Raw genomic sequence first — 23574 nt, 5'->3', positions numbered from 1 at the left:
GTGCGTCTGTCATCCCACTGTCATTCAAATGCTCAGCCCGTAGGCAGAAATTATCGCGTCTTCGTGACAGCTGGCCGGGCGGCAGAATTCTTTCGCGATGCCGGGCTGAAGAAAAATGCCTCGAAGCGAAAAAAGTCTTTCGTTCGATGTCGCGAGATTGGTCTTCCAGTCGAGGACCATGACCATGAACCCGAATATGGCCATCAGATTGGAGACGCATGACGCGGATAACAGGGCGATCGCCTTGCCATCCGTGCGTGCAGTCGCGCCCCATCGTCACGCGGTTGCCGTCCGTGAAGCGGCACGCCCGGCGGTCTTGCGGCAACGCTTCAAGCTCGGTCCGCTCGACTTCGATTATCGGGCTTTTCCGCGCCAGCGCGTTGTTGCGCTCTCCTCCACCGACGCGACCGTCCACATCGTCATGCCGATCACCGGGACGGCCGTGGTGGTGACGGAGGGGAAAGCGCAGACGCTCAGCGCTGGTTCGGCGCTGCTCCTTGGCGCCATTACACGGACGGCCGTTGTCTGCGCCGCCGGTTCGAGCGCGCTCTTCCTGCATATTCCGCGCGCCGCCATCCAGTCGGCCGCCTCGCGCGTGCTTGGCAGTCCGCGCCGTCTCGCGGCGATCGATCATCTGTTCGGCTGGTCTCTCGACGATCTGGGCGCCCAACTGCCGCGCGCTTCGGTTGCGGCGGAGCCCGGCCAGGACGATCGCGTGCTCGAGCAGCGCACGCTTGATGGACTGGTGAAGCGGTTGCGCGAGGATGCGGCTGCTGACACGCTCTTTCCCGTCGCGCGCTCGGTGCAGCGGGCCGTCGAGCATATCCGCGCCAACCCGCAGCACAGTTGGACGATCAACGATTTGGCGCCGATGGTGGGCGTGACGCCTGGCACCTTGCGCCGGAACTTCCGAACCTGCCTTGGAAACACCGTTACCCAGCTCGTTCAGCAAATCCGCATCGAGTGGGTGAGAGCCCGCCTCGAAAGCGTGACCGAAAGCCGATCTATCAGCGACATCGCGCTCGCCGCCGGCTTCGGCGCGCCAGGCGTGATGAGCCGGACCTATCAACGTCACTTTGGAGAAACGCCGAGCAAGACCCGCGCGCGGGCCTTTCGCGCCATGCGCGACTGAACCTTCCTCCCGCCCCTGGGAGACAATATTCTCTTCAGCGTCCCGACGAATAGTCAGGGCGCAATTTCTGCTGCAATGAAGTAAAAATACAATATTATTCGACATAAATTACTATCAAGTGATTCGCCTGTGGCATTACGATAATACGTATACCAGCGATCCCTGTAACACAACTTACATACTAAACGACCTAGGCGAGACGAAACGCATTTGTTCATGCGTTATGTCTTGAGACTCTCCCGCATCCCTTCTTAAGAGCGCATCGACAACTGGCGCTGCAATGCAGCACGAATCTTTGCGTGCGCCAGCCATGGGACGACAGCGACCGATCGCCGTTCGGCTCCAAGCCGTGGCGGCGCTTCCGGCAGGGGGTACAGGTTTTGAGGTTTGAAAAAGATCACCGGCGTCGCGCTGTGAGCCATGTCGCGCTTGCCGTCGCCATAGGCCTGATCGCAGCCCCGGCATTCGCCCAGGACGGTGTGGCCGGCGACGCCACGGGCGCGCCCGCCGATGCAGGCGCTCAGTTCGACATCATGGCGTTTCAGGTGAAGGGCAACACCGTCCTTGCGCCTGACGATGTCGAGCGGGCGATCCTGCCCTTCATGGGGCCGGGACGAAGTGAGGCCGATGTGGAGGCCGCACGGGCGGCTTTGCAGAAAGCCTATGAGGATGCCGGCTATGTGGCGGTCTCTGTCTATGTGCCTGAACAATCCGTCGACGGCGGGGTTCTGCAACTGGCTGTTCAGCAACAGGCCATCGGCCAGCTGCTCGTCGAAGGCGACACGGGACGCGCCGATGCTCTGCGCGCGATGGCGCCCTCGGTCGCGCCGGGCCAGACGCCCAACCTGACCGCCTTCCAGCGCGATGTCGTCGCGCTCAACAGCAATCCCAATCGCCGCGTCACGCCGGAACTACGTGCCGGCGAAGCGCCCGGAACGCTCGATGTCGTCCTCAAGGTCGAGGAAAGCTCGCCGTTCCATGCCTCTGCGGAGCTCAACAATTTCAGTTCATCGGCCACGACCGATCTGCGGGCGTCCGCGACAATCCGCTACGACAATATGTGGGGACGCGGGGATTCCCTAAGTCTGTCCGCTCAGACCGCCCCCGAGCGCACCGACGACGGCACCGTCTTGTCCGGCAATTATCTGATGCGGTTGGGGCAAGGCACGCAGCTCCTGCTCTATGGGGTCCATTCCGACAGCGACATCGCGGTGGTCGGCGGGACCAATGTCGTCGGCAAGGGCAACATGATCGGCGCCCGGCTGATCCAGTCGCTCGGGTCCAGCGAGGGCTTTTATCATTCGCTGACGCTCGGTTTCGACTGGAAGGACTTTAAGGAGGATGTGATCCTCGGTTCCGACCGTGCGTCCGCCCCGATCGAATATTTCCCGGTCATGGCGAGCTGGCGCGGCGACTGGGCGGGCGATCGCTCGAACAGCAATATCACCGTTTCGGGCACCTTCGGCATCCGCGGTCTCGGCGATCCCTGGGAGCGCTTCGACGCCAAGCGTTACATGGCCCGCCAGAGCTTCATCGCCTTGAAGCTCGACGCGGAGACCACGCGGACGTTCGGACCCGATCTTCAGCTCAACGCGCGGTTCTCCGGCCAATGGTCGCCCGATCCGCTGATCTCGAACGAAGGCTTCTCGCTCGGCGGCATGTCGAGCGTGCGCGGCTATTATGAGTCCGAGGCGATCGGTGATTATGGCTTTGCCTATCAGACCGAACTGCGCTCGCCGGATTTAGGCCGGATGCTCGGCAGCGAGCTCATCAATGAGCTGCGGTTCCACGCCTTTATCGACAGTGGCTATGTCGGCATCCACCAGCCGCTCGAAAGCCAGCTTGCGACCCGCAACACCTGGCTTTCCAGCGCCGGCCTCGGCGCACGGCTCAAGCTCTTCAACCATCTGACCGGCGCGATCAACGCCGGTGTTCCGCTCAGGTCGGGTTCGGAATCCGAGTCCGGCGACATCTTCGTTCGCTTCCGCATCCAGGGGGAATTCTAATCATGTCCGTTATTGCACGTCTCAAAAAGGGTGCGGTTGCCGGTGGCGTCGCGCTGGCCGCGACTGTCGCATTCGCCGCTCCGGCTCATGCCTGGTGGGAGGCCGATTACAGCTATCGCACCAGGATCAATCTCAACGTCGACGCCGCCGGCATCACCGGCGAAGTCACGCGCGCGCCGGTGCTGGTTCGCCTGCACTCGGGCAATTTCAGCTTCAAGGATGTGAAGGCGGACGGTTCCGACCTGCGCTTTGTCGCTGGCGACGATCGCACGCCGCTCAAGTTCCACATCGAGCGCTGGTCGCCGCAGGACGAGCAGGCGCTGGTCTGGGTTGATGTCCAGGGACTTCAGCCGGGTCAGGCGTCCGCGATCTATGCCTATTATGGCAATGAAAGCGCGGCGGCTGCGCAGGATGCAGCCGGCACCTTCAGCGCCGACTATCGCCTTGTCTATCACTTCGACAACGAGGGAGCTCCTCGGGACGCCACCGCCAATGGCGCCCACGCCACTGGCGGAGAAGCGCGGAACGCGGGCGGCCTGATCGGATCGAGCCTCATTCTCGATGGCGCGAACCCGGTGACGCTGCCCGCGTCCGCCTTCGCTTCCGGCCCGCTTTCCATCAGCTTCTGGGTAAAACCCTCGGGCGATGGCGCGATCTTCAGCCTGCCGGGTGCGGTGAGCCTCGTCGCGGAAGGCGGCCAGCTGTTCATCGACGCCAATGGGACGCGCAGCAATGGCGGCGCTCTGGCGGCCGATAGCTGGGCCAATGTCGCGCTGGTGAACGACGGCGCCAAATCGACCCTCTACATCAATGGCCAGCCTGCGGGCGAAGTGGCGGGCGCGCTCGCGGCTGCGACCGGCGCCGCCGTCATCGGTCAGGGCTTCACCGGCGAGATCGACGAATTCCGCGTGGCCGGCGCGGCTCTGCCGCAGAGCCTGTTCCAGCTCGCCGCCGCCAGTGAAGGCCAGGCCTCGCGTCTGGTGACGACCGATACGCCCCAGCAGGTCGAGACCGGCGGCGGCCACAACCATTTCGGCATTCTCTTCTCGGCGCTGACGCTCGACGCCTGGATCGTCATCATCATCTGCGCCTTCATGCTCGCGATCGCCATTGCGATCATGATCACCAAGGGCTTGCTGATCAGCCGCGTCCGCAGCGCGAACGAGGCCTTTATCGACGCCTATAGCCAGCTTTCGCGGCGCGCAGGCGATCATGATGGCCTCCCGGCGTTCGATCCGGGCAATGCCGCCGCGGAGTCCACGCTCGGTCGTCTCTACAATATCGGGCGCCGCGAGCTCACCGAGCGCCTGCGTGAAGGCAAGGCCACCGGCTCTCGCTTTGCGATCCGCGCCCAGTCGATCGCGGCGATCCGCTCGGCCCTCGACGCCGGACGCGTCCGCGAAAGCCAAAAGCTCAACTCGAAGCTGGTGCTGCTGACCATCGCCATCTCGGGCGGCCCCTTCATCGGCCTGCTCGGCACGGTGCTGGGCGTCATGATCACCTTCGCGAGCGTTGCCGCTGCCGGTGAGGTCAACATCAACGCCATCGCGCCGGGTATCGCCGCCGCGCTGCTCGCCACCGTGGCGGGCCTTGCCGTCGCGATCCCGGCGCTGTTCGGCTACAACTATCTGCTCAGCCGGATCGAAGAACTCACCGCCGACCACGACATCTTCGTGGACGAGCTGGAGAAGCGCATCGCCGAGACCTGGCAGGACACGCCGGCTCCCGCACCCGTCCCCGCCAAAGCGGCCTGACCCCAACTTAAGGAGATCAGGCCATGGGTATGCAGGTCGGTGGCGGCAAGAAGCCGTATAATGAAATCAACATCACCCCGTTCGTCGACGTGGTGCTGGTGCTGCTGATCATCTTCATCCTGATGACGACGGCGGCAGTCCAGGGGATCAAGGTGGACCTCCCATCCGCCTCCTCGGCCAAGACGCTCGAGGCGCAGAAGAGCCGGGTCATCGCGGTATCGAACGACGGGACCGTGTCGATCGACGCCATCCCCGTCTCGATGGCCGAACTGGAGAGCCAGTTGCGCTCCTCGATCGCCACGACGCCGGACTTGGCGGTGATCCTGCGCGGTGACCGCGCCGTCCAGTACGACAAGGTCATGCAGGTCCTCGACCTTTGCTCGAAGGTCGGCGTCCCCAGCCTTGGCATGGCGTCCACGCGCCCGCCGAGCGCGAACTGAGGCGGAGGGAATGATGGACCATGCGTGTCAAACGCTCCCGAAGCCACTTTCGTCGTCGCAATCGGCGGCCCTGGTTTCTGCTGGCGCTGGCGATCCTCTTGACGCTTGCGGCGATCTCGATCGTCCGGCTGACGACCTAGGGAGGCGATCATGGCCGCAGGCGCATTGATCGCCCCCGGAAGCCCCAATGGGCCCCGGGGCCGCCGCAAGACATCGCCCATCACCTTCGGACGCGTGCTGGTGGTGGTCGGCGTCGGTCTGGCGCTTGTGATCGGCTATAATTTCCTGGGCAAGCAGACCGTCTCCGATCGTCCCAATGAAATGCGGACGACGCAGGTGATCCTGCCGCCGCCACCGCCCCCTCCGCCGCCGCCCGAACCGCAGCAGGTCGAGCAGCCGCCGGAGCCGACCATCGCGCCGCCGATCGAGCAGCCGCTCGATACGCCGCCGCCGCCCGACGCCAGCAATGATCCAGCGCCCGGCGACAATGCGCTGACGGCGCGCGAAGGCGCGGGCCCGAGCAATTACGGGCTGGCGCGCGGAGACGGATCAGGCACCCGCATCGGTGGCCGCCCCGGCGGCGGCAATCCGTTCGGGGCCTATGCCGCGCAGGCGCAGAGCTGCATCCAGCGGGCCGCCCAGGCTGACCGTGAACTGACACGCGGCCGCTATAGGGCCGAGCTTGCCGTCACCATGGCCGCCAATGGGCGGATCGCCGACGCCCGCGTCAGCGGGGTTGATGACCGCCGCGCCGCGCGCATCCGTGAGGTGCTTTCGGGAACGACCTGCCCGCCGCCGCCGGCAGGGCTCCCGGTCATGCGCCTCGAAATCAACAGCCGCTCGGGAGGCTGATCGCATGTCCGCGCAGCACCCAGTGACCACTCTCTCGAAGGGGATAGACATAATGACGAAGGTTCCCGGCCAGACAGGCCGCCTTAAATCTCTGCTTTTGGCGGCGTCCGCTGGCGCTGCGCTTCTCGGCTCGCCGGCGTTCGCGCAGGACGATGCGGGCATCGATCCGCGTCAGCTCATCGAGCAGATGGTGGCCGAGAATATCATCACCCGCGAACAGGCCGATCGGATGATCAGCAATGCTCGGGCCGCAACCGTCCAGGCGCGGGCCCAGGCGCCGGCGCCGCTCCCGCAGCCCGGTGTCGCCGCTGACGGCACCCAGACCGTGACCTATGTCTCGCCGGTGGTGCGCGAGCAGATCGCCCAGCATGTCCGCGCCGAGCTTGGCACCCAGGCGCAGGCCGAAGGCTGGGCACGTCCCGGTGAGACGCCGGAATGGACGCGCCGCATCCAGCTTTATGGCGATGTGCGGGTGCGCGGCGAAGCGCGCCGCTATGACGACGCCAATGGCGACATCTTCTGGGACTATGGCGCGATCAACGGCGGACAGCCGCAGAACGTCAACGCCAGCTCGACCGGCTATATCGATGCGCCGTTCCTGAACACGCTGGAGGATCGCCAGCGCTTCCGCCTGCGCGCGCGTCTCGGCGTCAAGGCCCAGATCACCGACTGGATCACCGCCGATATCCGCCTCGCGACGGGTGCGAGCAGCTCGCCAGTCTCGACCAACCAGACGATGGGCGCCGACGGCAGCGGCAAATATCATCTCTGGCTCGACCGTGCCTCGATCCGCCTCGCGCCGACCGAGAATGTCGCGCTCGAGTTCGGCCGCTTCGCCAATCCGCTGTGGACGTCGGATCTCGTCTTCGACAACGACATGAACTTCGACGGCGTCGCGATCTCCGGCCAGGGCGCTGTTGCGAATGGCGTGCGTCTGTTCGGCACGCTCGGCGCCTTCCCCGTGTTCAACACCGATCTTAACTTCGGGACCCGCAATGCGCCCACGATCATCGATCCGGAAACGGGCGGCGAGATCGGCACCGGGCGGCCGTTCAAGAGCGAGGATCGCTATCTGTTCGCGGCGCAGGCCGGGGTCGAGTTCAACCCGACCGAACAGCTCAATGTGAAGCTCGCCGGCGGCTATTATCATTTCGACAATATCGCCGGGCGTCTGTCCGAGCCCTGCTACTGGACCGAGCTGGTCTGTTCGACCGACGCCCTGCGTCCGGCCTTCCAGCAGCATGGCAATACGATGATGGCGCTGCGCGATCCGCTTTATACCGGCTCGCCCAATCCCGAACTGGAACCGGATAATCAGTATTTCGGGCTCGCGTCCAAGTTCGAGCTGCTCCACATCCGCGCCCAGGCCGAATACCGCGCCAATGAACGCTTCGGCGTCCGGCTCGAAGGCGATTTCGTCAAGAATCTCGGCTGGGACCGTGATGTGATCTCCGCCGTCGCCTGGAACAATCTCGGCCCCAATGGTGACACCTATAACGGTGGCTACGACGGCGGCGATACCGGCTGGCAGGCCCGCCTGACCGTGGGTTCGGTGATGAACCTCAATCTCGCCGGCGACTGGCAGGCGAAGCGCGGCGACTGGAACGCCTGGGTCGCCTATCGCCGCCTCGAAAGCGACGCGGTGGTCGACGCGTTTGCCGACAGCGACTTCCACATCGGCGGCACCAACAATCGCGGCTGGCAGATCGGCGGCAATTACGCGATCGCCAGGAACACCATCCTCGGCTTCCGCTGGCTGTCGGCTGAAGAAATCGCGTCTGCGCCGTTCAGCGTCGATCGCGGCTTCATCGACCTCATGACGCGGTTCTGAGGCCGACATGTCCACGTCAACGCTCCTGATTGTCTCGACTGCGCTCCGCTCCCACGGCGCCGGCCATCGCAATCGTCCGGTTCCGTCCGGCCCCCTCAACGGGCGGGACCGGGCGTTGACGCACCTTTTCCAGATCTCCGGCGCCGCTACTCGCCTGATCCGGTCCGGTTCCCCCAAAGACGGACAGGACCAGGTTGCGGTGCAGGAGGCCGTCATGGACCGGCTATGCCAACGGCCGGCCCGTGCGGCGGGAGCGGCGCTGGCCATCGGTCAGCGCCCGCTCACCCTTTTCCCGAACCCGCGCACTGGTTCACGCCAGTTCCTGCGCCGCGCAGTGACGGCGGGCTCGCCCGACACGCTCTTCATCGGGCGAGCCTCGCTTGCGCTGGCGTCTTTCGCCACCCTGTTTCTCGCCGGCAGCGCGCTTGCCCAGACGGCCGAGACGAGCGCCGAGGCGCCCCCGCTGGCGATCGAACTCGATCCGGCCGAAGTGCGCGCGCCCGCGCCGCAGCGTATCAGCGGCTCCGGCCCGCAGCCCTGTGTGATCGTCGATATCGCCGGCACACGCGCCGGGCATCTCGATTGCGCGACGGGCCGTCTTCAGGAGGCGGCGCGCGCCGCCCAGGCTGAAAGCCGCGCCGGGCTTGAAGCGCCGACGCCGGGCGCCGGCTCGCCCGATGTTCAGGTCGGCGTCGCCCATCAGGCCGCAACCCGGCTGCGCATGGGTGATGCGCTGGGCCGGTCGGTCCATCCGGAGCGGCCGAACAGCCGTCCGCCCACGACACGGGGACCGCGCTGATGACCCGCGCAATTCTTGCTGAGGAGCTTGGCCGCACCGTCCCATGGGTGCTGGCCTTCTTTCTCGCCGCCTTCCTGCTCGGTGACGGCCCGCCCGGCGCGGCCATCCCGACCTCTCGCGACATTCAAGAACATGCGGCCGCCACGCCTGCCGCAACGATGCTGGAGCCAAAACAATGACGAACACCAACCACTCGCTTCGCACGCGTCTGCTCATCGGCGCTTCGATCGGCTCCCTTCTGCTCGCCGGCGCCGCCGAGGCGCAATCGAACCGCATCGGCCAGGGCCGTGGCGGCGGCAATCCGGCGGCAGCGGCCGCCCGCGTCGCGCAGGCCGAAGCGCAGCGCGTGACCGAGCGCAACAGCGCCACCCAGCGGGCAGTCGAGGCGATGCGCCGCGCGGCGCAGACCCGCGCCCAGATGAACGACGCGCAGGTGCAGGCACGTATCGCCGCGCAGAACGCCATCAACACTATCCCCAACGGCATCGGCCAGGGCGGGCTTCGGCAGGCGCCCGGCATCGAGATCGATCCCAATCTGTGGCAAGGCGCCAATGATCCGGTTGAGAGCGCTGGCCAGGACGGGCGCACCACGGTCACGGTCGATCAGGACCAGCAGCGCGCCATCCTCACCTGGGACAGCTTCAATATCGGCCGTGAAACCGATCTGGTGTTCAACCAGGCCTATGGCGCCGACGCCGTCGTGCTCAACCGCGTGCGCGACGCCAGCCCCTCGCAGATCCACGGCACGCTCACCGCGCCCGGCACGGTGCTGATCCTCAACCAGAACGGCGTGCTGTTCGGCGGCACGTCCGTGGTCAATGTTCGCAATCTGATCGCCTCATCGGCCAATATTCTCGACAGCGATTTCCTCGACACCAATCGCGGCATCTATTCGCAGCTCTCCGGCGCCAACTATCTGCCCTCCTTCCGCGATGCGGGCGGCGCGATCACGATCGAGGCCGGAGCGCAGATCACCACCCATGCGCCTGCCAGCGCCACCCAGGGCGGCGGCTATGTCATGCTCATGGGAACCGAGGTCACCAACGAAGGCAGCATCGTCACGGCAAAGGGCCAGACCCTGCTGTCGGCCGGCGATGATTTCATCATCCGTCGGGGCTACGGCACCGAGGAGAACCAATATTCGACGACACGCGGCAATGAGGTGCGCGGGCTGATCGATGCCGAGTCCACCAGCGGGACAGTCATCAACCGCGGCCTGATCGAAGCTGCCCAGGGCGACATCACGCTGGCTGGCCGCACGATCCGGCAGGAAGGCGTTCTCGTTGCGACCACCGGCGTCAACCAGCGCGGCACGATCCATCTGCTGAACAGCGTGAGCGACGCCGAGGGCTCGGTGACGCTCGCCAGCGGCTGGGAACTGAGCGATGTCGACGGCAAGGTGGTGGGGTCCGGCGAAGGTCTCACGATCATCCTGCCGGAGCTGGATAGTGAGGATACCGCGCTCAACGGCCAGCGGGACTCGCTGATCGAACAGAGCGAGACCGCCAATACCAATCGCTATACAACCACCAATGGCGGGTTTGACGATCGCTCGCTGCTCGCCGATCGCCTGGACCAGTCGCGCATCGAAATTGTCACCGGCGGTGACGTCGTGTTCGAAGGCCGATCGCAGACCAGCGCCCAGGGTGGTCAGGTCGCGGTGCAGGCGGCTGGACGCATCACCGCCGAGGACGGGGCGCTGATCGACGTCTCGGGCGTTCAGGGCATCGCCCTCGACATGGAGTCCAACTCCATCCTTGTGAACATTCAGGGTAATGAGCTGCGGGATTCGCCGGAGAACCGCGAGAACGCCAATCTGCGTAGCACCGACGTCTGGATCGATGTGCGCGACCTGGTTCTGCTTCCGGACGGCACCGGCGGCTATGAAGGCGATCGCTGGTACACTAAGGGCGGCCTGCTCGAGGTGGGTGGTCATCTGAACAATATGGCCCATGGCATCGGTGAATGGGCGGCGATCGGCGGCACGATCACGCTCGCTGCCAATGAGGTGGTGGCGCAGCGCGGCGCGACCTTCGACATATCCGGCGGCAGCCTCGACTACCAGGCCGGTTGGGTGCTTTCGACCCGTGTGCTGGGCGCAGACGGCAAGCTCTATGATCTCGCCAATGCGCCGGCCGGCATGAAGATGGTCGCCTGGGGCGATGCCTTCGTGCGCGAGCATTCGCGCTGGGGCGAACAATACACCCAGGTCTGGTCCCACCCGATATCGGGCGCGCGCAGCGTGCGGCGCTGGAGTGATGGCTATACGGTCGGGCGCGACGCGGGCCAGCTCATTCTCTCGACGCCGACCGCCATCATGGAAGGCGATATCATCGCCGAGGTGATCGAGGGCGAGCGGCAGGTCAATGCGCGCGCCGATGGCATCACCGATGGCTATGATGTGGCGCAGCATACCCGCGCGCAGCCGGGGTCGCTGGCTTTAGGGCGCTATGACCTGTTGGTGAGTAACACCAACCCCTATTCAGTGGAGGTGAAGATCGCGGATGTTGCGAGCATCGCTAAGCATCTCGCGACGGGGGACGCACTGCCTGAAGAGCGGAACGGCACCGCCTGGCTCGACGCAGGCCTGCTCAATCAGGCTGGTCTCGGCGGTCTCAACATCGAAACAACCGGCGTGATCGCCATCGACAATCCCCTGACACTGGCCGATGGCGGGGCGCTAAAGCTGGTTGCGCCAACGATTGACTTCAATGCGGACGTCACCGCCCATAGTGGCTCGATCAATGCGACCAACCGGGCAAGCAATCACTATGGAAGCAGCGCACAGGTTCTCCTGGATGGGAATGGGGGCTCGCTTATCGCGGTCGGTGAAGGCGTAACGCTCGATCTCACCGGCCTGTGGGTCAATACCGCCCTCAATGCTTCCGACACTGGAAAGCTGGGTTATCTCGATGGCGGCAAAGTCACCCTGGCCTCTACCCATGATCTGGCTCTGGCGGAAGGCAGCCTGATAGATGTTTCATCTGGTGGAGCGATCCTCGCCCAGAATGATACAAGGGGCGGAGCCGGCGGTGACGTTTCGCTCGTTGCGGATGGCTATAATGCTATTGTTGCGCCGGATGGCACGCTCCTGCTCGACGGGGAAATACGTGGCGTCGGCGTGCTGGGCGGCGGCACGCTACATCTCGAAACCGGCAAGACGTTCACTGTTGGCGCGGCCGATGAACAGGGCGGCACACAAGTCGATACTGCGATCTTTCAGACCGGTTTCGCTAGTTACGAGTTAGTCGGACGCAAGAGCGTGACAGTGGCCGATGGCACGGATCTGTCCGTAGTCATGCCGGTGTTGCTTTTTGGCGAATTCGCGCCGGATGCGGCTACCGGCGCGCCGCTGTCCGAAGCGCTCGACCTTTGGACGCCACCCACCTATTTGGAAAATCCGGTAGATGGCGTTTTGACCCGGCGGGGGGGAGCAAGCCTGACTATCTCCGCCACGCTGGGAGCGCCGGCTGGAAGCGATGAGGCTATTGGCGGAATTCTCATTGGACGCCAAGCTGCGATAAATGTCGATCCTGGCCAATCCATCACGTTGCTAGGCAAAAATATTGCGGTCGATGGCGGCCTTTACGCTTGGGGAGGCAATGTTACGCTGGATGTTCCTCGCCTGGCGACAGCCGTTTCTGATGGCTACGGTTCTCCCGAACCGGGCCTGATTCGTATCGGCAGCGAAGCTGTGATCGATGTCGCCGCCCGCTCTGCTACCGCCGTGGACAGGCTGGGGCGCCGTTACGGCATTGTTGCGGATGGGGGAACGATCGCCCTCGGTGGCGGCCTTGATTGGGAGGACACCGGCTCGGCCAAGGCTGCGGATGCGTTCATCGTCATCGAAACTGGTGCGCTACTCGATGCCTCCGGTACGCAGGCGACACTCGACCTTCCTTCTACGATGGGTATGCCCTCTATTACGACGCAGGTTGTCAGTGACGGCGGTACGATTGTCGCCAAATCCAATGTCGGGCTCTATCTGGACGGCACTGTGAAGGCCGAGGCCGGCGGTAAAGGCGCTGCGGGCGGAACGCTTGGCCTTGCGCTGGAATCGGCGGCCTATCGTGTGGGGGAAGCGTATGCGGACCTGCTCCGACCGCGTGAATTCATACTGTCGCAGGAGCAGGGCGAAAGCCTGCTTCCTGAAGGTTTCGGCGTCAATGGAGTTCATGGTGACCTTGTCGCGGGGACCGGATATTTCGGAGCCGACAGGATCGAGGCTGGCGGTTTCGACAACGTCTCGCTGTTGGTGAACGGCGCGCTGTCGTTTGACGGTAGCGTCACACTCTCGTTGGGCCAGAGCGCTCGTTTTTATGCGGGCACATATGCGCTGACGGTCGCCGCCGCAGAGGATAGCCGGGTATCCATTGCGACTCCTTACCTGCGCCTGGCCGGCACGACGCGCATAGGTCCTGAGCATTATGAGATGCCTTCGCTTCACTGGGGCGACGGCATATCGCAGGCGCCAACGAACGCGCTGTTCTCGGTCGTAGCCGATTTGATCGATGTGCGCGATCGGGTAGGCTTCGGCGCCCGCACTGCCGATCAATCGACCGGTGAGATATTGGATCGGCGCGGCTTCGCGCAGATCGATCTCACCAGCCGCGGCGACCTGCGGATGCTTGCAGGCACGCCGGGGCGCGGATTGCCGACCAATGCCACTACGGAACTGTCTTCCTCGGGCGACATTACCCTCACAGCAGCGCAAATATATCCGGCAACGGGTGTCGGCGGCAGAATCATGAGTGGCTATCAGGGAGAGGGTGAGGCTTTTCGGGCAGGTAGCAGTTTAACGATCCTCCGCTACGACGACAGTATTGCCGAAATGCCCTATTCCGCTTTTGGCATGCTAGCCTTGGGTGCCGAAACCATCAATCAGGGCGGCGTGGTGCGCGCGCCCTTCGGATTGATTACGATCGGTTCGACCTTCAACAGACAAGTCACGTCCTTGGTCAACCTGCTTCCAGGCAGTGAGACCTCGATCAGTGCCGCCGGACTGACGATGCCTTATGGCGGAACTGTCGACGGCATCGAATATGACTACAATGGTTCGCCCGTTGCACTCACCGCCATCAGCGGTACGGACTGGGGTCATGGCCTCGAAGTGAAGTCCGCTCGTCTCGATGTGCAAAGCGGAGCGCTGCTCGATCTTTCGGGCGGTGGGGATCTTGCCGGCGCCGGCTTCATGAGCGGACGGGGCGGATCGGTGGATATCCTCAAGACCGCGCTGATCAATGCCAACCCAGGCTATGGCGCGAGCGCGAGTGGCAATGCCGTTTACGCGATAGTTCCTTCAAGCAGGTCTTCCTACGCTCCCGTCGCGCCCGATGCTGGGTATGGGAATCCGGTGGTTGGGCAACAGATCACAATCCTTGAGAGCGTACCCGGTCTCGCTGCCGGCACATACACGCTGATGCCATCCAGTTACGCGCTGCTGCCAGGCGCCTTCCGTGTTGAGATCGGTGCGGGAATGACCAGCGGCTATTCGGGTGTCAATGCGATCGGCAACGGCTCTTATCTGACGCAGGGTACACTCGGCATCGCCAATACCGCGATACGGGATACCCTGCCTAGACGGGTGACATTGACTTCCGCGGACGCTGTACGCGCGCATTCCGGCTACAACGAGATGGGCTACAACGCCTTCGTCGCGGCCGATGCCGCCCGACTGGGCATGCCGCGCGCGATGATGACTTCCGATGGCGGGACATTGGATCTTGCGTTCACCCGCGGCACCGACAGCGCGGACGGCTTGGCGCTGCGAGTGCTGGGCGACGTGAATCTTGCGGCTGCGAAGGATAGCGAAGGCTACGCTGGCGCGGTGCAGGTGCGTGGCATCGGCGAGGTCGTGGCGACCGGCGCGCAAGCATCGGCGGGGCTGGATTCCGCGTCGGTTGATGCGGGCGCGCTAAGTGCGCTCGAAGCGCCGCGCCTCATCCTCAATGCCACGCTGTCCAGCCTGTATGGCAAGAGCGGCCGCTACGTCACTGTGAATGGCGAGGGTTCGCTAACCATCCGCAGCGGCGCGGCGATCTCCGCCGCCGACATTATTATGGCCGGTTCAAAGTCCATGGGTAATGACGGGGGCACGTTGACGATCGAGGAAGGGGCCACTCTCAGCACCATTGGCATGGGTGAATCCAGCTATGATTCCGACGACGGCTATATTTTCGGCGGCCTCGGCGTGCTGGCCCTCTCCAACGGGTGGTTCAATCTGTTCCTTCAGGAAGAAAATCCCAATTCTCCCGATGGCCTCTACGTTAATGTTGGAGCATGCGTGACCGATGCTTGCGACCGGACGACGCAACTCCTGTCCGAAGGGACCATCGCTCTTGCGACCAATCGCGTGCTCACCATCGAGAAGAAGGTGGCATATGGTACGCGCAGGCTGGTACTGGGCGTATCCTCGGTAAATCTGGGAGAGAGTGCGGCGCTGGCGGCAGCCGAGGCAAGCGGACAGTTGCCGGATGGGCTGGAACTCAACCAGACCCGCCTTGCCGAGATCCTGGCGGGGAATAACGCGACGCACGCGCCGGCGGTCGAGATGCTGGAGCTCAATGCAACAAGAGCGGTCAATGTCTATGGCGCGGTTGACCTTGATGCCTCGTCGCTCGATCAACTCGTGTTCGGCACGCCTGCTATCTTTGGTTATGGCGCCGATAGCGATGTCGCGACGATCCACGCGGGCGAATTCATCTGGACCGGCACGGACGGTGAGGCAGGCGCTCCGGTCGCCGGTCTGCTGGGTAAGGGCATGCTTGATATCCGGGCGAACTCGATCCTCTTCGGTCATGGGGCGAACACCCAATCTTCCACGGGTATCGATGAGCGGCTTGTGCTCGGCTTCGGGCAAGTCAACCTCACAGCAGCCGAGCGTATTGTCAGCAGCGGCAAAAGCATGCTTTCGGTCTATGAAACACGCGGCGACTATGTGACCGGTAAGGGCTGGGATTATCAGGGCGGCAACCTTGTCGTCACTGCTCCTGTGCTGACCGGGGAAGCCGGATCGATGCTCACCGTGAGGGCAGGCGGCGACGTGAGCGTGATGGCGCCGGAGGGCGTGGCGGGTGAGGTCGCCAGCGATGCGCTGGGGGCGCAGCTGGCGATTTACGGTCGCAACCTTTCGATTGACAGCGCGGTGATCCTGCCATCGGGAAAGCTCACGCTGTCGGCAAGCGGCGACCTCGTGCTCGGCGACCTGGCTCGCATCGATCTTTCGGGTCGAGCGGTCGAGATGGTTGACGTCACGCAGTATAGTTGGGGCGGCGATCTTCTGATGGAAAGCACGGGCGGCAATATCTCTGCCAGCGCCGGTTCGATCATTGACCTGTCCGCCGTCAACAATCGCGCGGGCACGATAAGTGTCACCGCACTTGGCACAGGTGCCGGACATGTCGATCTGGCGAGTACGATTCTCGGTTCCGCTACGGGCAGGGCCGATGCCGGAGGCTCCGAAATCGCCTACAACGGAGCGGAGTTGGCGGTCCAGGCGCAGTCCCTTGCGGATTTCGGAGAGCTAAACACCCAGCTTAACGCAGGCGAGGTTTTCGGAGCAAGGCGCTTTCGCATCCGACAAGGTGACCTCACCGTGGGTGACGGCGTGAAGGCGCAAGATGTTCAGATTGTGCTCGATGGTGGCAGCCTTACCATCGAGGGGACGATTGATGCCAGCGGTCAGGGGGTCGGCGCAATCCGTCTTGCGGCCATTGGCGATCTCGTCGTCAACGGCGCGCTCGATGCCCATGGCACGGGTCTTCGCGTAGATAGCTATGGTCAGATTATCGATAGCCCCAACCGCGCGGTTGTCGATCTCTCCAGCACGGCGGGTACGCTGGTCCTCGGCGACAGCGCGCGGATTGACCTGCGTGCCGGTACCGATGTGCCTGGCCAGAACGATGGCGCAGCACGGGGCTCGCTCGACTTGAACGCGCAGCGCACGGCAACGGACGACGTCGCAATAGACGTGGGCGGCATGGTAGACATCCAAGGCGCCAAGTCGATCGCCGTCAATGCCTTCCGCACTTATGACGATGCGCCGCTGGCCGATCTGCCGGACGTTTCCGGCGAACGGCCCCAGCTTGTCACCCAGGCTTATCTCGACCGGATTGACCTCGACAGCACCACCTTCATCAATTTGGCGTTGGGCAATGCAGCGCTTTCCGCTCGCCTGGCGGGGCTGGGACAATATCATCTGCGCCCTGGTGTTGAGATCGTGAGCAATGCAGCGGTCAATCCTTCAGGAACGCTGACGGTGCTCGGCGACCTCGATATGTCGGGCTATCGTTACGGACCGGAAGCCAACCGGATCGATCCGGCGCTGCGCGGTTTCGGCGAGCCGGGCGTACTGGTGCTGCGGGCCGCCGGCGACCTCAACATCCTAGGCAGCATCACTGACGGTTTCGCGCCACCCGCCGCCACGGCTGATGACGATGGATGGGTGCTCACGGAAACCAAAGGTCCTAACGGACTCGTCGGCGGCCTCACTCCCTTTGGTGGGGATATCATCATTCCGATCGACGGTGTCGTGCTGGATACGGGAACGACTTTCCCGCGGGAAGCGACGCTGAATTATGACGTGCCCGTTGGCGCTCTCACTCTTCCCGCCGGCACGGTGCTGCCGGTCGACGTGGCGCTGACTGGACAGCTCACGCTCGGGGCCGGATCTGCCCTATCCGCCAACATCTATAATGCCGATGGATCGGTGGCTTATTCTGCGGGGATGGTGCTCGACAATATGGTGACGTTGACGCCGGGGATGAAGCTGGGCGCGGGCACTGCGCTCTCCAGCAGCGCAGCGGTGGATGCCTTGATCTGGCCCAAGGGCGCGCCCTTGCCGGTCGAAATGGTGACGAACGAACGGATCACTTTGCCACGTGGGGCCCTCATCCCGTCAATGACGGACGTTCAACTTGTCGATGATCTTGGTATCAACCTCCGTCCATCCGATCAGGGATTCATCAATCGCAATTGGGCCGTGGCCCCGATGCTGGCTTCGGGCACCAGCAGCTGGAGCTTCCAACTCGTTGCTGGGGCAGATGTCGCCTCGGCTGATCGCAAGGCGCTCGATCCGGCCTCGGTCGGGACGATTCGGCTGGCAGACACCCACTATAGTGGTACGCCGACGTTCAGTAGCACGGGCAGCGAGATACTCGTATGGGCAGAAGGTAACTGGCTGGGCTACGAACCGGGCACGCCGGTTTCGGAAGAGGAGGCATCATGGTGCGAGTATGACTCGACATTGTGCGCCATGCAGGAAGTCGGTGGCGAGATACTCGTCTGGGCGGACGGCAACTGGCTAGGCTATGAGCCCGGCACGCCGGTTTCGGAAGAGGAAGCGTCATGGTGCGAATATGATTCGACATTGTGCGCCGTGAAACAGACAGGCGGCGACCAGATTGTCTGGGCGCCTGACAACTGGCTGGGAATGCCTGCGGGCGAGCCCGTGTCAGAAGATGAACAAGCAGCCTGGTGCGCTCCCTTCCCTGATTTGTGCCTCGTTCAGGAAGGCGGTGGGCCGAAGGTTTGGACGGGATATGATTATGTCGCGCCGGGTATCAGCGTGATCCGAACGGGTACGGGCGATCTGTCGCTGACGGCGGCGGGGGACATCCGCATGTCCTCGCTCTATGGAATCTATACTGCCGGCACGGCGACCGATCCGGGCGATGGCTACGACCTTCGGCGTGGAACCTTGCCAACTGGCGTGGTGCTTGGCGGCGATACAGATTATTCGGCCACCCTTGCCAGTTATCATGCCTGGTATCCTGACGGTGGGGGCAATCTGGCGATCACGGCCGGCGGCGATCTAGTCGGTGATATCCTGGGTTTCCGCATGCTGGAGAACGGGCAGAGCTATCAATCGAGTGCGGTCGCCGGCAACTGGTTGTGGCGGCAGGGTTCGGGTGGCGCCGTCACGGATGAAAAGATCCCGACGGCATGGTGGATCAACTTCGGCACCTATGTTTCCTCGGCAAATGGCAGCAGCATTGCGAACCCGGCAATAACCGGCTTTACCGGCTTCGGCACGCTTGGCGGAGGCAATCTGACAGTTCGTATTGGCGGAGATGCGGGCCGCACGGCCAAGCGTGGCGGTGAAAACACTTCATTTAACTATGGTGATAGTCGTAGCGAAGGCCTTGTTCTGGCTGTTGGTTCGACCGGTCGTGTGGCAGCGGACGGCACGCTGAGGCTCACCGGGGGCGGTGACATGGTCATAAGGATCGGCGGGGCGCTCAATCCTTATGTCGAAGGTGATGCCGCCAATGCCAAAGCCAGCCTCGGTGGCAGCATTGTCAACCTGCGGGGATCGACCAGTGTTGATGCCGATTCGATCGGCGCCGTACAGGCCGGCTATCGCTCAATGTCTCTTCCTAATCCGCTCGATCCGCGCGGCACCGATCCGTTCGAGACCACGAAGGCGGAGGCGCTATCGGGTGTCACACTGGTGCCGGGCGATTCAGTCTTTACGGTGCGGACCCTTGGCGACCAGGTGATTGCCGGCGCAGGCGACGCCACACGCAGCATCGGTCTCAATACGCAGCCCTTCACGGTGAATGGGGTCAACTATGGGGGCGGCGGCAACAGCTGGTTCAGCCTCTGGACCGATCACACTGCCATCAATCTACAGTCGGCAGGCGGAGACATCGCGCCGGGCAAGCATGGGATCGAAACGAGCCAGACACTGATCGCCGCGGCCGACATTGCCGACACCTGGCCGGCGATTCTGCGGGTCACGGCGATGGGCGGAGATCTCTATTTCGGCGCATCGGCAGGCATGACGAATGATCTCGTGACCCGCGACCGCCTCTCGCCCTCGCCTTCCGGCGAACTCTCATTGTTGGCAGCAGGGTCCATTTATGGTGGCGATCTGACACGTTCCTCAAACCTCGCGTCGCGCCATGTAATCAGCGTGTCTTTCACCGACACGCTCCTGCCGACACCATTTAACCCGGCATTTGTCGGACGCGAAGATGGCCGGTACAGCGAACGCGCCATGAACCTCTCGCTCGATGGTTCGGCAATCGACGCAACCAACAATGGCGAACTCAAGACGTGGAACGATACATATTCGCTCTTCGCCTTCGGACCCAACTCAGCTGCCGTCTCGTCGTCGAACTGGGCTGATCGACTTCCTGTGCGAATCTATGCTGTCGGGGGCGATATCGTCGGCCTGGGCAGTGGTGAAATGCTCAGCTTTAATTCGGGAAGTGGGCGCACCTTGTTGGACTGGTATGTCGGCGGAGGCCCGCTGCGCATGACTGCTGGGCGTGACATCGTTGCAAGCGGCACCGTGGGCGCATCCAATCTCATCGTCCACAGCAACGATACTGATGTTTCGGTGATTTCGGCCGGTCGGGACATCATCTACAGCAACTTCGACATTGCCGGTCCGGGGACGCTTGAGGTCACAGCGGGGCGCAACATCCTCCAGGAGGATCGGGGTTCCTTCACCTCGATCGGGCCGATCCGGGCCGATGATACGTCCGATGGCGCCTCGATCGCGTTGATAGCGGGCATGACCGGCGTGAACTGGGATGCGGTGCGGGACTTCTATCTCGATCCGTCTCGGCTGGCCGATCCGGCGCGTCCTCTGGGCGAACAGAATGGCGTGACCGACGAGGGCATTGTCGAGAGCGTCGGCAAGTTGGTGAAGGTCTATGACGCCGAACTCGCCGCCTGGCTGTTCGACCGTTACGGCTACGTCGCTGAGGGTTCATTTGCCGAATTCGTCTCCGCTAATGGGCTGGTCGACGCGAATGGCGTGAAGCTTCCCGCCGCACAGCTCGGGGAGCGCCTTTCGGCCCTGGGCTTCAAGGATGCGGCGACCAACCAGGGCAATCTCTCGGCCCTGCTGCGCTCGACCGATATGTTCGACTATGGCTATGCCGATGGCGCAGCGTCGCTGAATGAAGCGCAGTCCGGCTTACTGACACAGGTGCAGGAGCGGTTCGACGGTCTCTCACCGGAGCAACAGCGCATCTTCCTGCGGCAGGTCTATTTCTCGGAACTGCGTGAAGGCGGACGCGAATATAACGACGCCGATGGCCCGCGCCTCGGTTCCTATCTTCGCGGGCGTCTCGCGGTCGCTACCTTGTTCCCGGACAAGGATGCAGACGGCAATGTCATCGACCGCAGCGGCGATATCATCATGTATCGCGGCTCGGGCGTTCGCACCAACTTCGGCGGCGACATCGAAATGATGGCGCCCGGCGGCCAGATCGTCGTCGGCGTTCAGAATGTGATGACCGACGAGGACCAGAAGACCGCCGGCGTCATGACGCAGGGCAGTGGCGATATCCGCATCTTCAGCGAACAATCGCTCCTGCTCGGTCTCTCACGCATCATGACCACCTATGGCGGCAGCATCCTCGGCTGGTCCGAGGAGGGCGACATCAACGCCGGACGCGGGGCGAACACCACGGTGCTGTATACCCCGCCACTTCGCACATATGACGCCTATGGCAATGTTCGCCTCGCCCCGCAGGTGCCCTCGTCCGGCGCGGGCATCGCCACGCTGAACCCGATTCCCGAGGTGCCGGCCGGTGACATCGACCTGATCGCGCCTTTGGGCACGATCGATGCGGGCGAAGCGGGCATCCGCGTGTCGGGGAACATCAACCTCGCCGCGCTCCAGGTGCTCAACGCCGCCAACATCAAGGTGCAGGGCGAAGCCGCCGGCATCCCGGTGGTCGCGGCGGTCAATACCGGCGCGCTCACCTCGGCCTCCTCGGCCTCCAGCGCCGTCGCCAATCAGGCGGCGGAGCTGGCCGAGCGGGCGCGGCCGCAGGTTCGGACCGAGATCCCGACGATCCTGAACGTCCGCTTCCTCGGCTTCGGCGAGTAAGCCGAACAGTTTGGGCCGAATGGTCGGCCCGCTCCCACCGGGACGGCGGCAGTCCACTGCCGCCGTCCCGGACTACCTCATTCGGAGATTGTTTAATCATGGCAGACAACGCCAATGCTGCGGCCTCGACCGCTGCCCCCATGCTTCCGCTCTTCTACAAGGCCTTGCAGCCGCTCCATTCGACCGTTCACGCTGACTGGCGCCTGAAGGCCGGCGATGTGTCCTTCGCGGCCGAAACGCCATTCCTGCCGATCGTGGCGAGCGAAATCGTTGCGGCGGCACGTAGCTATCCGGTCCTATTCGCCGGCGACACCGCGCAGCCGATCGTCGTGCTGGGCCTGGAGCCGACCAATCTCTTCGTCGAGGACGGCCGCTGGGCGAGCGATTGCTACATCCCCGCTTATGTCCGCCGATATCCCTTCACCTTCGTCAGGACCGAGGAGCCCGACGGCTTTGCCCTGTCGATCGACAGCGGTTCGGATCGGGTCGTCCAGGGCGGGACTGAAGGTACGGCGCTGTTCGAGGACGGCAAGCCCTCCGCGTTGACGCAGCAGGCGCTGGAGTTCTGCACAGCGTTCGGCCGGGAAGCGGAACTGACCAAGCTGTTCACGGATGCGCTGAAGGAAAAGGATCTGCTGGTCGACCGGCGGGCGGATGCGACCCTGCCCGATGGCCGCAAGCTGGGTCTCAATAACTTCCTGATCGTCGACGCTCAGAAATTTGCAGGCCTCGATGATGAGACGGTCGTTGCCTGGCACAAGCAAGGCCTGCTTGCGCTCGTGCATCATCACCTGGCCTCGCTCGACCGCTTCCGCGCGCTGGTCGATCGGCAGGCGCTGCGTCTCGTCGCGGAACCGTCATCGTCAGGTGCTTCGAACGAACCCGCTACTGCCGAGGCCGACGCCCCGGCAAAGTCCAACAAGTCCAGGAAAGTCGTATCATGAACAGCCGTCCTCTTCTCCTCTCCGCCCTTATTCTCGCTTCCGCCTTCACAGGCGCCTCTGCCTGGGCGCAGACGGTCGGTGGCGGACAGGCACCTGCCGCTGCCCCAGCCGCGCAGCCCCTTGGCGGCCCAGTCGTGCCCGGTGTCTGCCTGCTCTCGCGCGAAGCCATCTTCGCCAATGCCGCTGTCGGCAAGGCCGCGTCTGCGCGTCTGGCCGAGCTGACCCGCGCCGCTCAGGCCGAAATCGACGGGCAGCGCCCGGCTCTGGAAACCGAAGCACGCGCACTCGAAGGTCAGCCCGACAATGCGGCCAACCGTCAGCGCCGCGAAACCTTGGCGCGCAACTGGCAGGCGCTGCAAACGCAGGCCGCCCATTCCAGCCGTGAGATCGACGCGACCCGCGCCAAGGCGCTGGAGCGCATCGCGACCGAAGCGCAGCCGGTCATTGCCCAGGTCTATCAAGCCAAGAATTGCGGCCTGCTGTTCGATCGCGGCGCGGCGCTCGGCGGCAATTTCGCCAACGATCTGACAGCGGACGTCGTGCGCGCGCTGGATGCCCGCATCCAGACCATCAGCTTCGAACGCGAGCGCCTGCCGCAGCAACAGCCAGCCGTCCAGGCGCCAGCGCAGCGATAGGCCGGAAAGAGGGAAGCGACCATGGGGACGATCCTGATTGCCCTTGCGGCCTTCATGCTGGGGGTTCTCATCACCAGCCTGTTGGCCCTTGGCGCGATCGCAATCCTCTACCGCGAGGCGGAGGCCATGGTCGATTCCTACATGAACGCCATCCCCGGCGCCTGCATCCCTCGGGGTAGCCGGGACTGGCGGCCGCGCATCATCGCCGGCGGAGGCGCCGGTGTCTGAGGGTCCGGTCGCCGGCGTTCGCGGGTTAGCGGGCTGGGTCCAGGCGATCCGTGCTGATTGCGTTGCCGAACAAAAGCGCCGGGCGCGGGTCCGGGCGGTCAAG

Annotated in this window: 13 protein-coding genes; 12 read left to right on the top strand and 1 reads right to left on the bottom strand. The window is 63.8% G+C overall.

All coding sequences use genetic code 11. From position 1 onward, the window contains the following. Positions 1-24: 24 nt before the first annotated feature. Positions 25-204 carry a hypothetical protein gene (locus GGQ90_RS29070; RefSeq protein ID WP_041865005.1) on the bottom strand — a complete coding sequence of 60 codons (180 nt, stop codon included), beginning with the start codon at positions 202-204 and terminating at the stop codon, positions 25-27. On the opposite strand from GGQ90_RS29070, the gene GGQ90_RS19250 reads away from it, so the two are divergent. The 12 genes from GGQ90_RS19250 to GGQ90_RS19195 all read left to right on the top strand — a co-directional run bounded on the left by GGQ90_RS19250 (position 197) and on the right by GGQ90_RS19195 (position 23471). After that, on the top strand, positions 197-1132 hold the full coding sequence (locus GGQ90_RS19250) for a helix-turn-helix domain-containing protein (RefSeq protein WP_188083571.1): 936 nt from the start codon (positions 197-199) through the stop codon (positions 1130-1132). The two genes, GGQ90_RS29070 and GGQ90_RS19250, sit on opposite strands and share 8 nt — an antisense overlap. Before the next feature lie 413 nt (positions 1133-1545). Continuing rightward, a complete protein-coding gene (locus tag GGQ90_RS19245; protein WP_015460404.1) occupies positions 1546-3138 on the top strand; it encodes a ShlB/FhaC/HecB family hemolysin secretion/activation protein in 1593 nt (530 codons plus the stop codon). A 2-nt stretch (positions 3139-3140) separates the two neighbouring features. Beyond that, positions 3141-4892: a DUF2341 domain-containing protein gene (locus GGQ90_RS19240; protein WP_015460403.1), complete on the top strand. Its 1752-nt coding sequence runs from the start codon at positions 3141-3143 to the stop codon at positions 4890-4892. A 23-nt stretch (positions 4893-4915) separates the two neighbouring features. Further along, the gene (locus GGQ90_RS19235) at positions 4916-5332 is read left to right on the top strand and encodes an ExbD/TolR family protein (RefSeq protein ID WP_015460402.1); all 417 of its coding nucleotides are present in this window, start codon (positions 4916-4918) and stop codon (positions 5330-5332) included. Positions 5333-5482: 150 nt separating this feature from the next. Beyond that, positions 5483-6184, top strand: coding sequence for a cell envelope integrity TolA family protein (locus GGQ90_RS19230; RefSeq protein ID WP_015460401.1), 702 nt, complete (start codon positions 5483-5485; stop codon positions 6182-6184). A 52-nt stretch (positions 6185-6236) separates the two neighbouring features. After that, the gene (locus GGQ90_RS19225) at positions 6237-8015 is read left to right on the top strand and encodes a putative porin (protein ID WP_015460400.1); all 1779 of its coding nucleotides are present in this window, start codon (positions 6237-6239) and stop codon (positions 8013-8015) included. Between the two features lie 214 nt (positions 8016-8229). After that, positions 8230-8814, top strand: a complete 585-nt coding sequence (locus GGQ90_RS19220; protein WP_144062083.1) for a hypothetical protein — start codon at positions 8230-8232, stop codon at positions 8812-8814. Then, complete coding sequence (locus tag GGQ90_RS19215; protein ID WP_070933758.1) at positions 8814-8993, top strand: hypothetical protein; 180 nt, start codon at positions 8814-8816, stop codon at positions 8991-8993. Before GGQ90_RS19220 ends, GGQ90_RS19215 begins: the two co-directional genes overlap by 1 nt. Continuing rightward, complete coding sequence (locus GGQ90_RS19210) at positions 8990-21664, top strand: filamentous haemagglutinin family protein (protein ID WP_188083570.1); 12675 nt, start codon at positions 8990-8992, stop codon at positions 21662-21664. The genes GGQ90_RS19215 and GGQ90_RS19210 overlap by 4 nt, the downstream gene beginning before the upstream one ends. Positions 21665-21762: 98 nt before the next feature. Further along, positions 21763-22608: a SapC family protein gene (locus tag GGQ90_RS19205; protein ID WP_015460397.1), complete on the top strand. Its 846-nt coding sequence runs from the start codon at positions 21763-21765 to the stop codon at positions 22606-22608. Then, positions 22605-23243: an OmpH family outer membrane protein gene (locus tag GGQ90_RS19200; protein ID WP_015460396.1), complete on the top strand. Its 639-nt coding sequence runs from the start codon at positions 22605-22607 to the stop codon at positions 23241-23243. The genes GGQ90_RS19205 and GGQ90_RS19200 overlap by 4 nt, the downstream gene beginning before the upstream one ends. 21 nt (positions 23244-23264) lie before the next feature. Next, positions 23265-23471: a hypothetical protein gene (locus GGQ90_RS19195; RefSeq protein WP_015460395.1), complete on the top strand. Its 207-nt coding sequence runs from the start codon at positions 23265-23267 to the stop codon at positions 23469-23471. Positions 23472-23574: the final 103 nt, after the last annotated feature.

It is taken from the genome of Sphingobium scionense (assembly GCF_014197035.1).
Lineage (GTDB): Bacteria > Pseudomonadota > Alphaproteobacteria > Sphingomonadales > Sphingomonadaceae > Sphingobium > Sphingobium scionense.
This window is presented reverse-complemented; position numbering and strand designations above follow the sequence as displayed.

Bases quoted from the DNA above. Each gene is read 5' to 3' on its own strand.
- GGQ90_RS19200 (WP_015460396.1), top strand. From the start codon at position 22,605: ATGAACAGCCGTCCTCTTCTCCTCTCCGCCCTTATTCTCGCTTCCGCC.
- GGQ90_RS19235 (WP_015460402.1), top strand. From the start codon at position 4,916: ATGGGTATGCAGGTCGGTGGCGGCAAGAAGCCGTATAATGAAATCAAC.
- GGQ90_RS19240 (WP_015460403.1), top strand. From the start codon at position 3,141: ATGTCCGTTATTGCACGTCTCAAAAAGGGTGCGGTTGCCGGTGGCGTC.
- GGQ90_RS19210 (WP_188083570.1), top strand. From the start codon at position 8,990: ATGACGAACACCAACCACTCGCTTCGCACGCGTCTGCTCATCGGCGCT.
- GGQ90_RS19230 (WP_015460401.1), top strand. From the start codon at position 5,483: ATGGCCGCAGGCGCATTGATCGCCCCCGGAAGCCCCAATGGGCCCCGG.
- GGQ90_RS19195 (WP_015460395.1), top strand. From the start codon at position 23,265: ATGGGGACGATCCTGATTGCCCTTGCGGCCTTCATGCTGGGGGTTCTC.
- GGQ90_RS19225 (WP_015460400.1), top strand. From the start codon at position 6,237: ATGACGAAGGTTCCCGGCCAGACAGGCCGCCTTAAATCTCTGCTTTTG.
- GGQ90_RS19205 (WP_015460397.1), top strand. From the start codon at position 21,763: ATGGCAGACAACGCCAATGCTGCGGCCTCGACCGCTGCCCCCATGCTT.
- GGQ90_RS29070 (WP_041865005.1), bottom strand. From the start codon at position 204: ATGGCCATATTCGGGTTCATGGTCATGGTCCTCGACTGGAAGACCAAT.
- GGQ90_RS19215 (WP_070933758.1), top strand. From the start codon at position 8,814: ATGACCCGCGCAATTCTTGCTGAGGAGCTTGGCCGCACCGTCCCATGG.
- GGQ90_RS19250 (WP_188083571.1), top strand. From the start codon at position 197: ATGGCCATCAGATTGGAGACGCATGACGCGGATAACAGGGCGATCGCC.
- GGQ90_RS19220 (WP_144062083.1), top strand. From the start codon at position 8,230: ATGGACCGGCTATGCCAACGGCCGGCCCGTGCGGCGGGAGCGGCGCTG.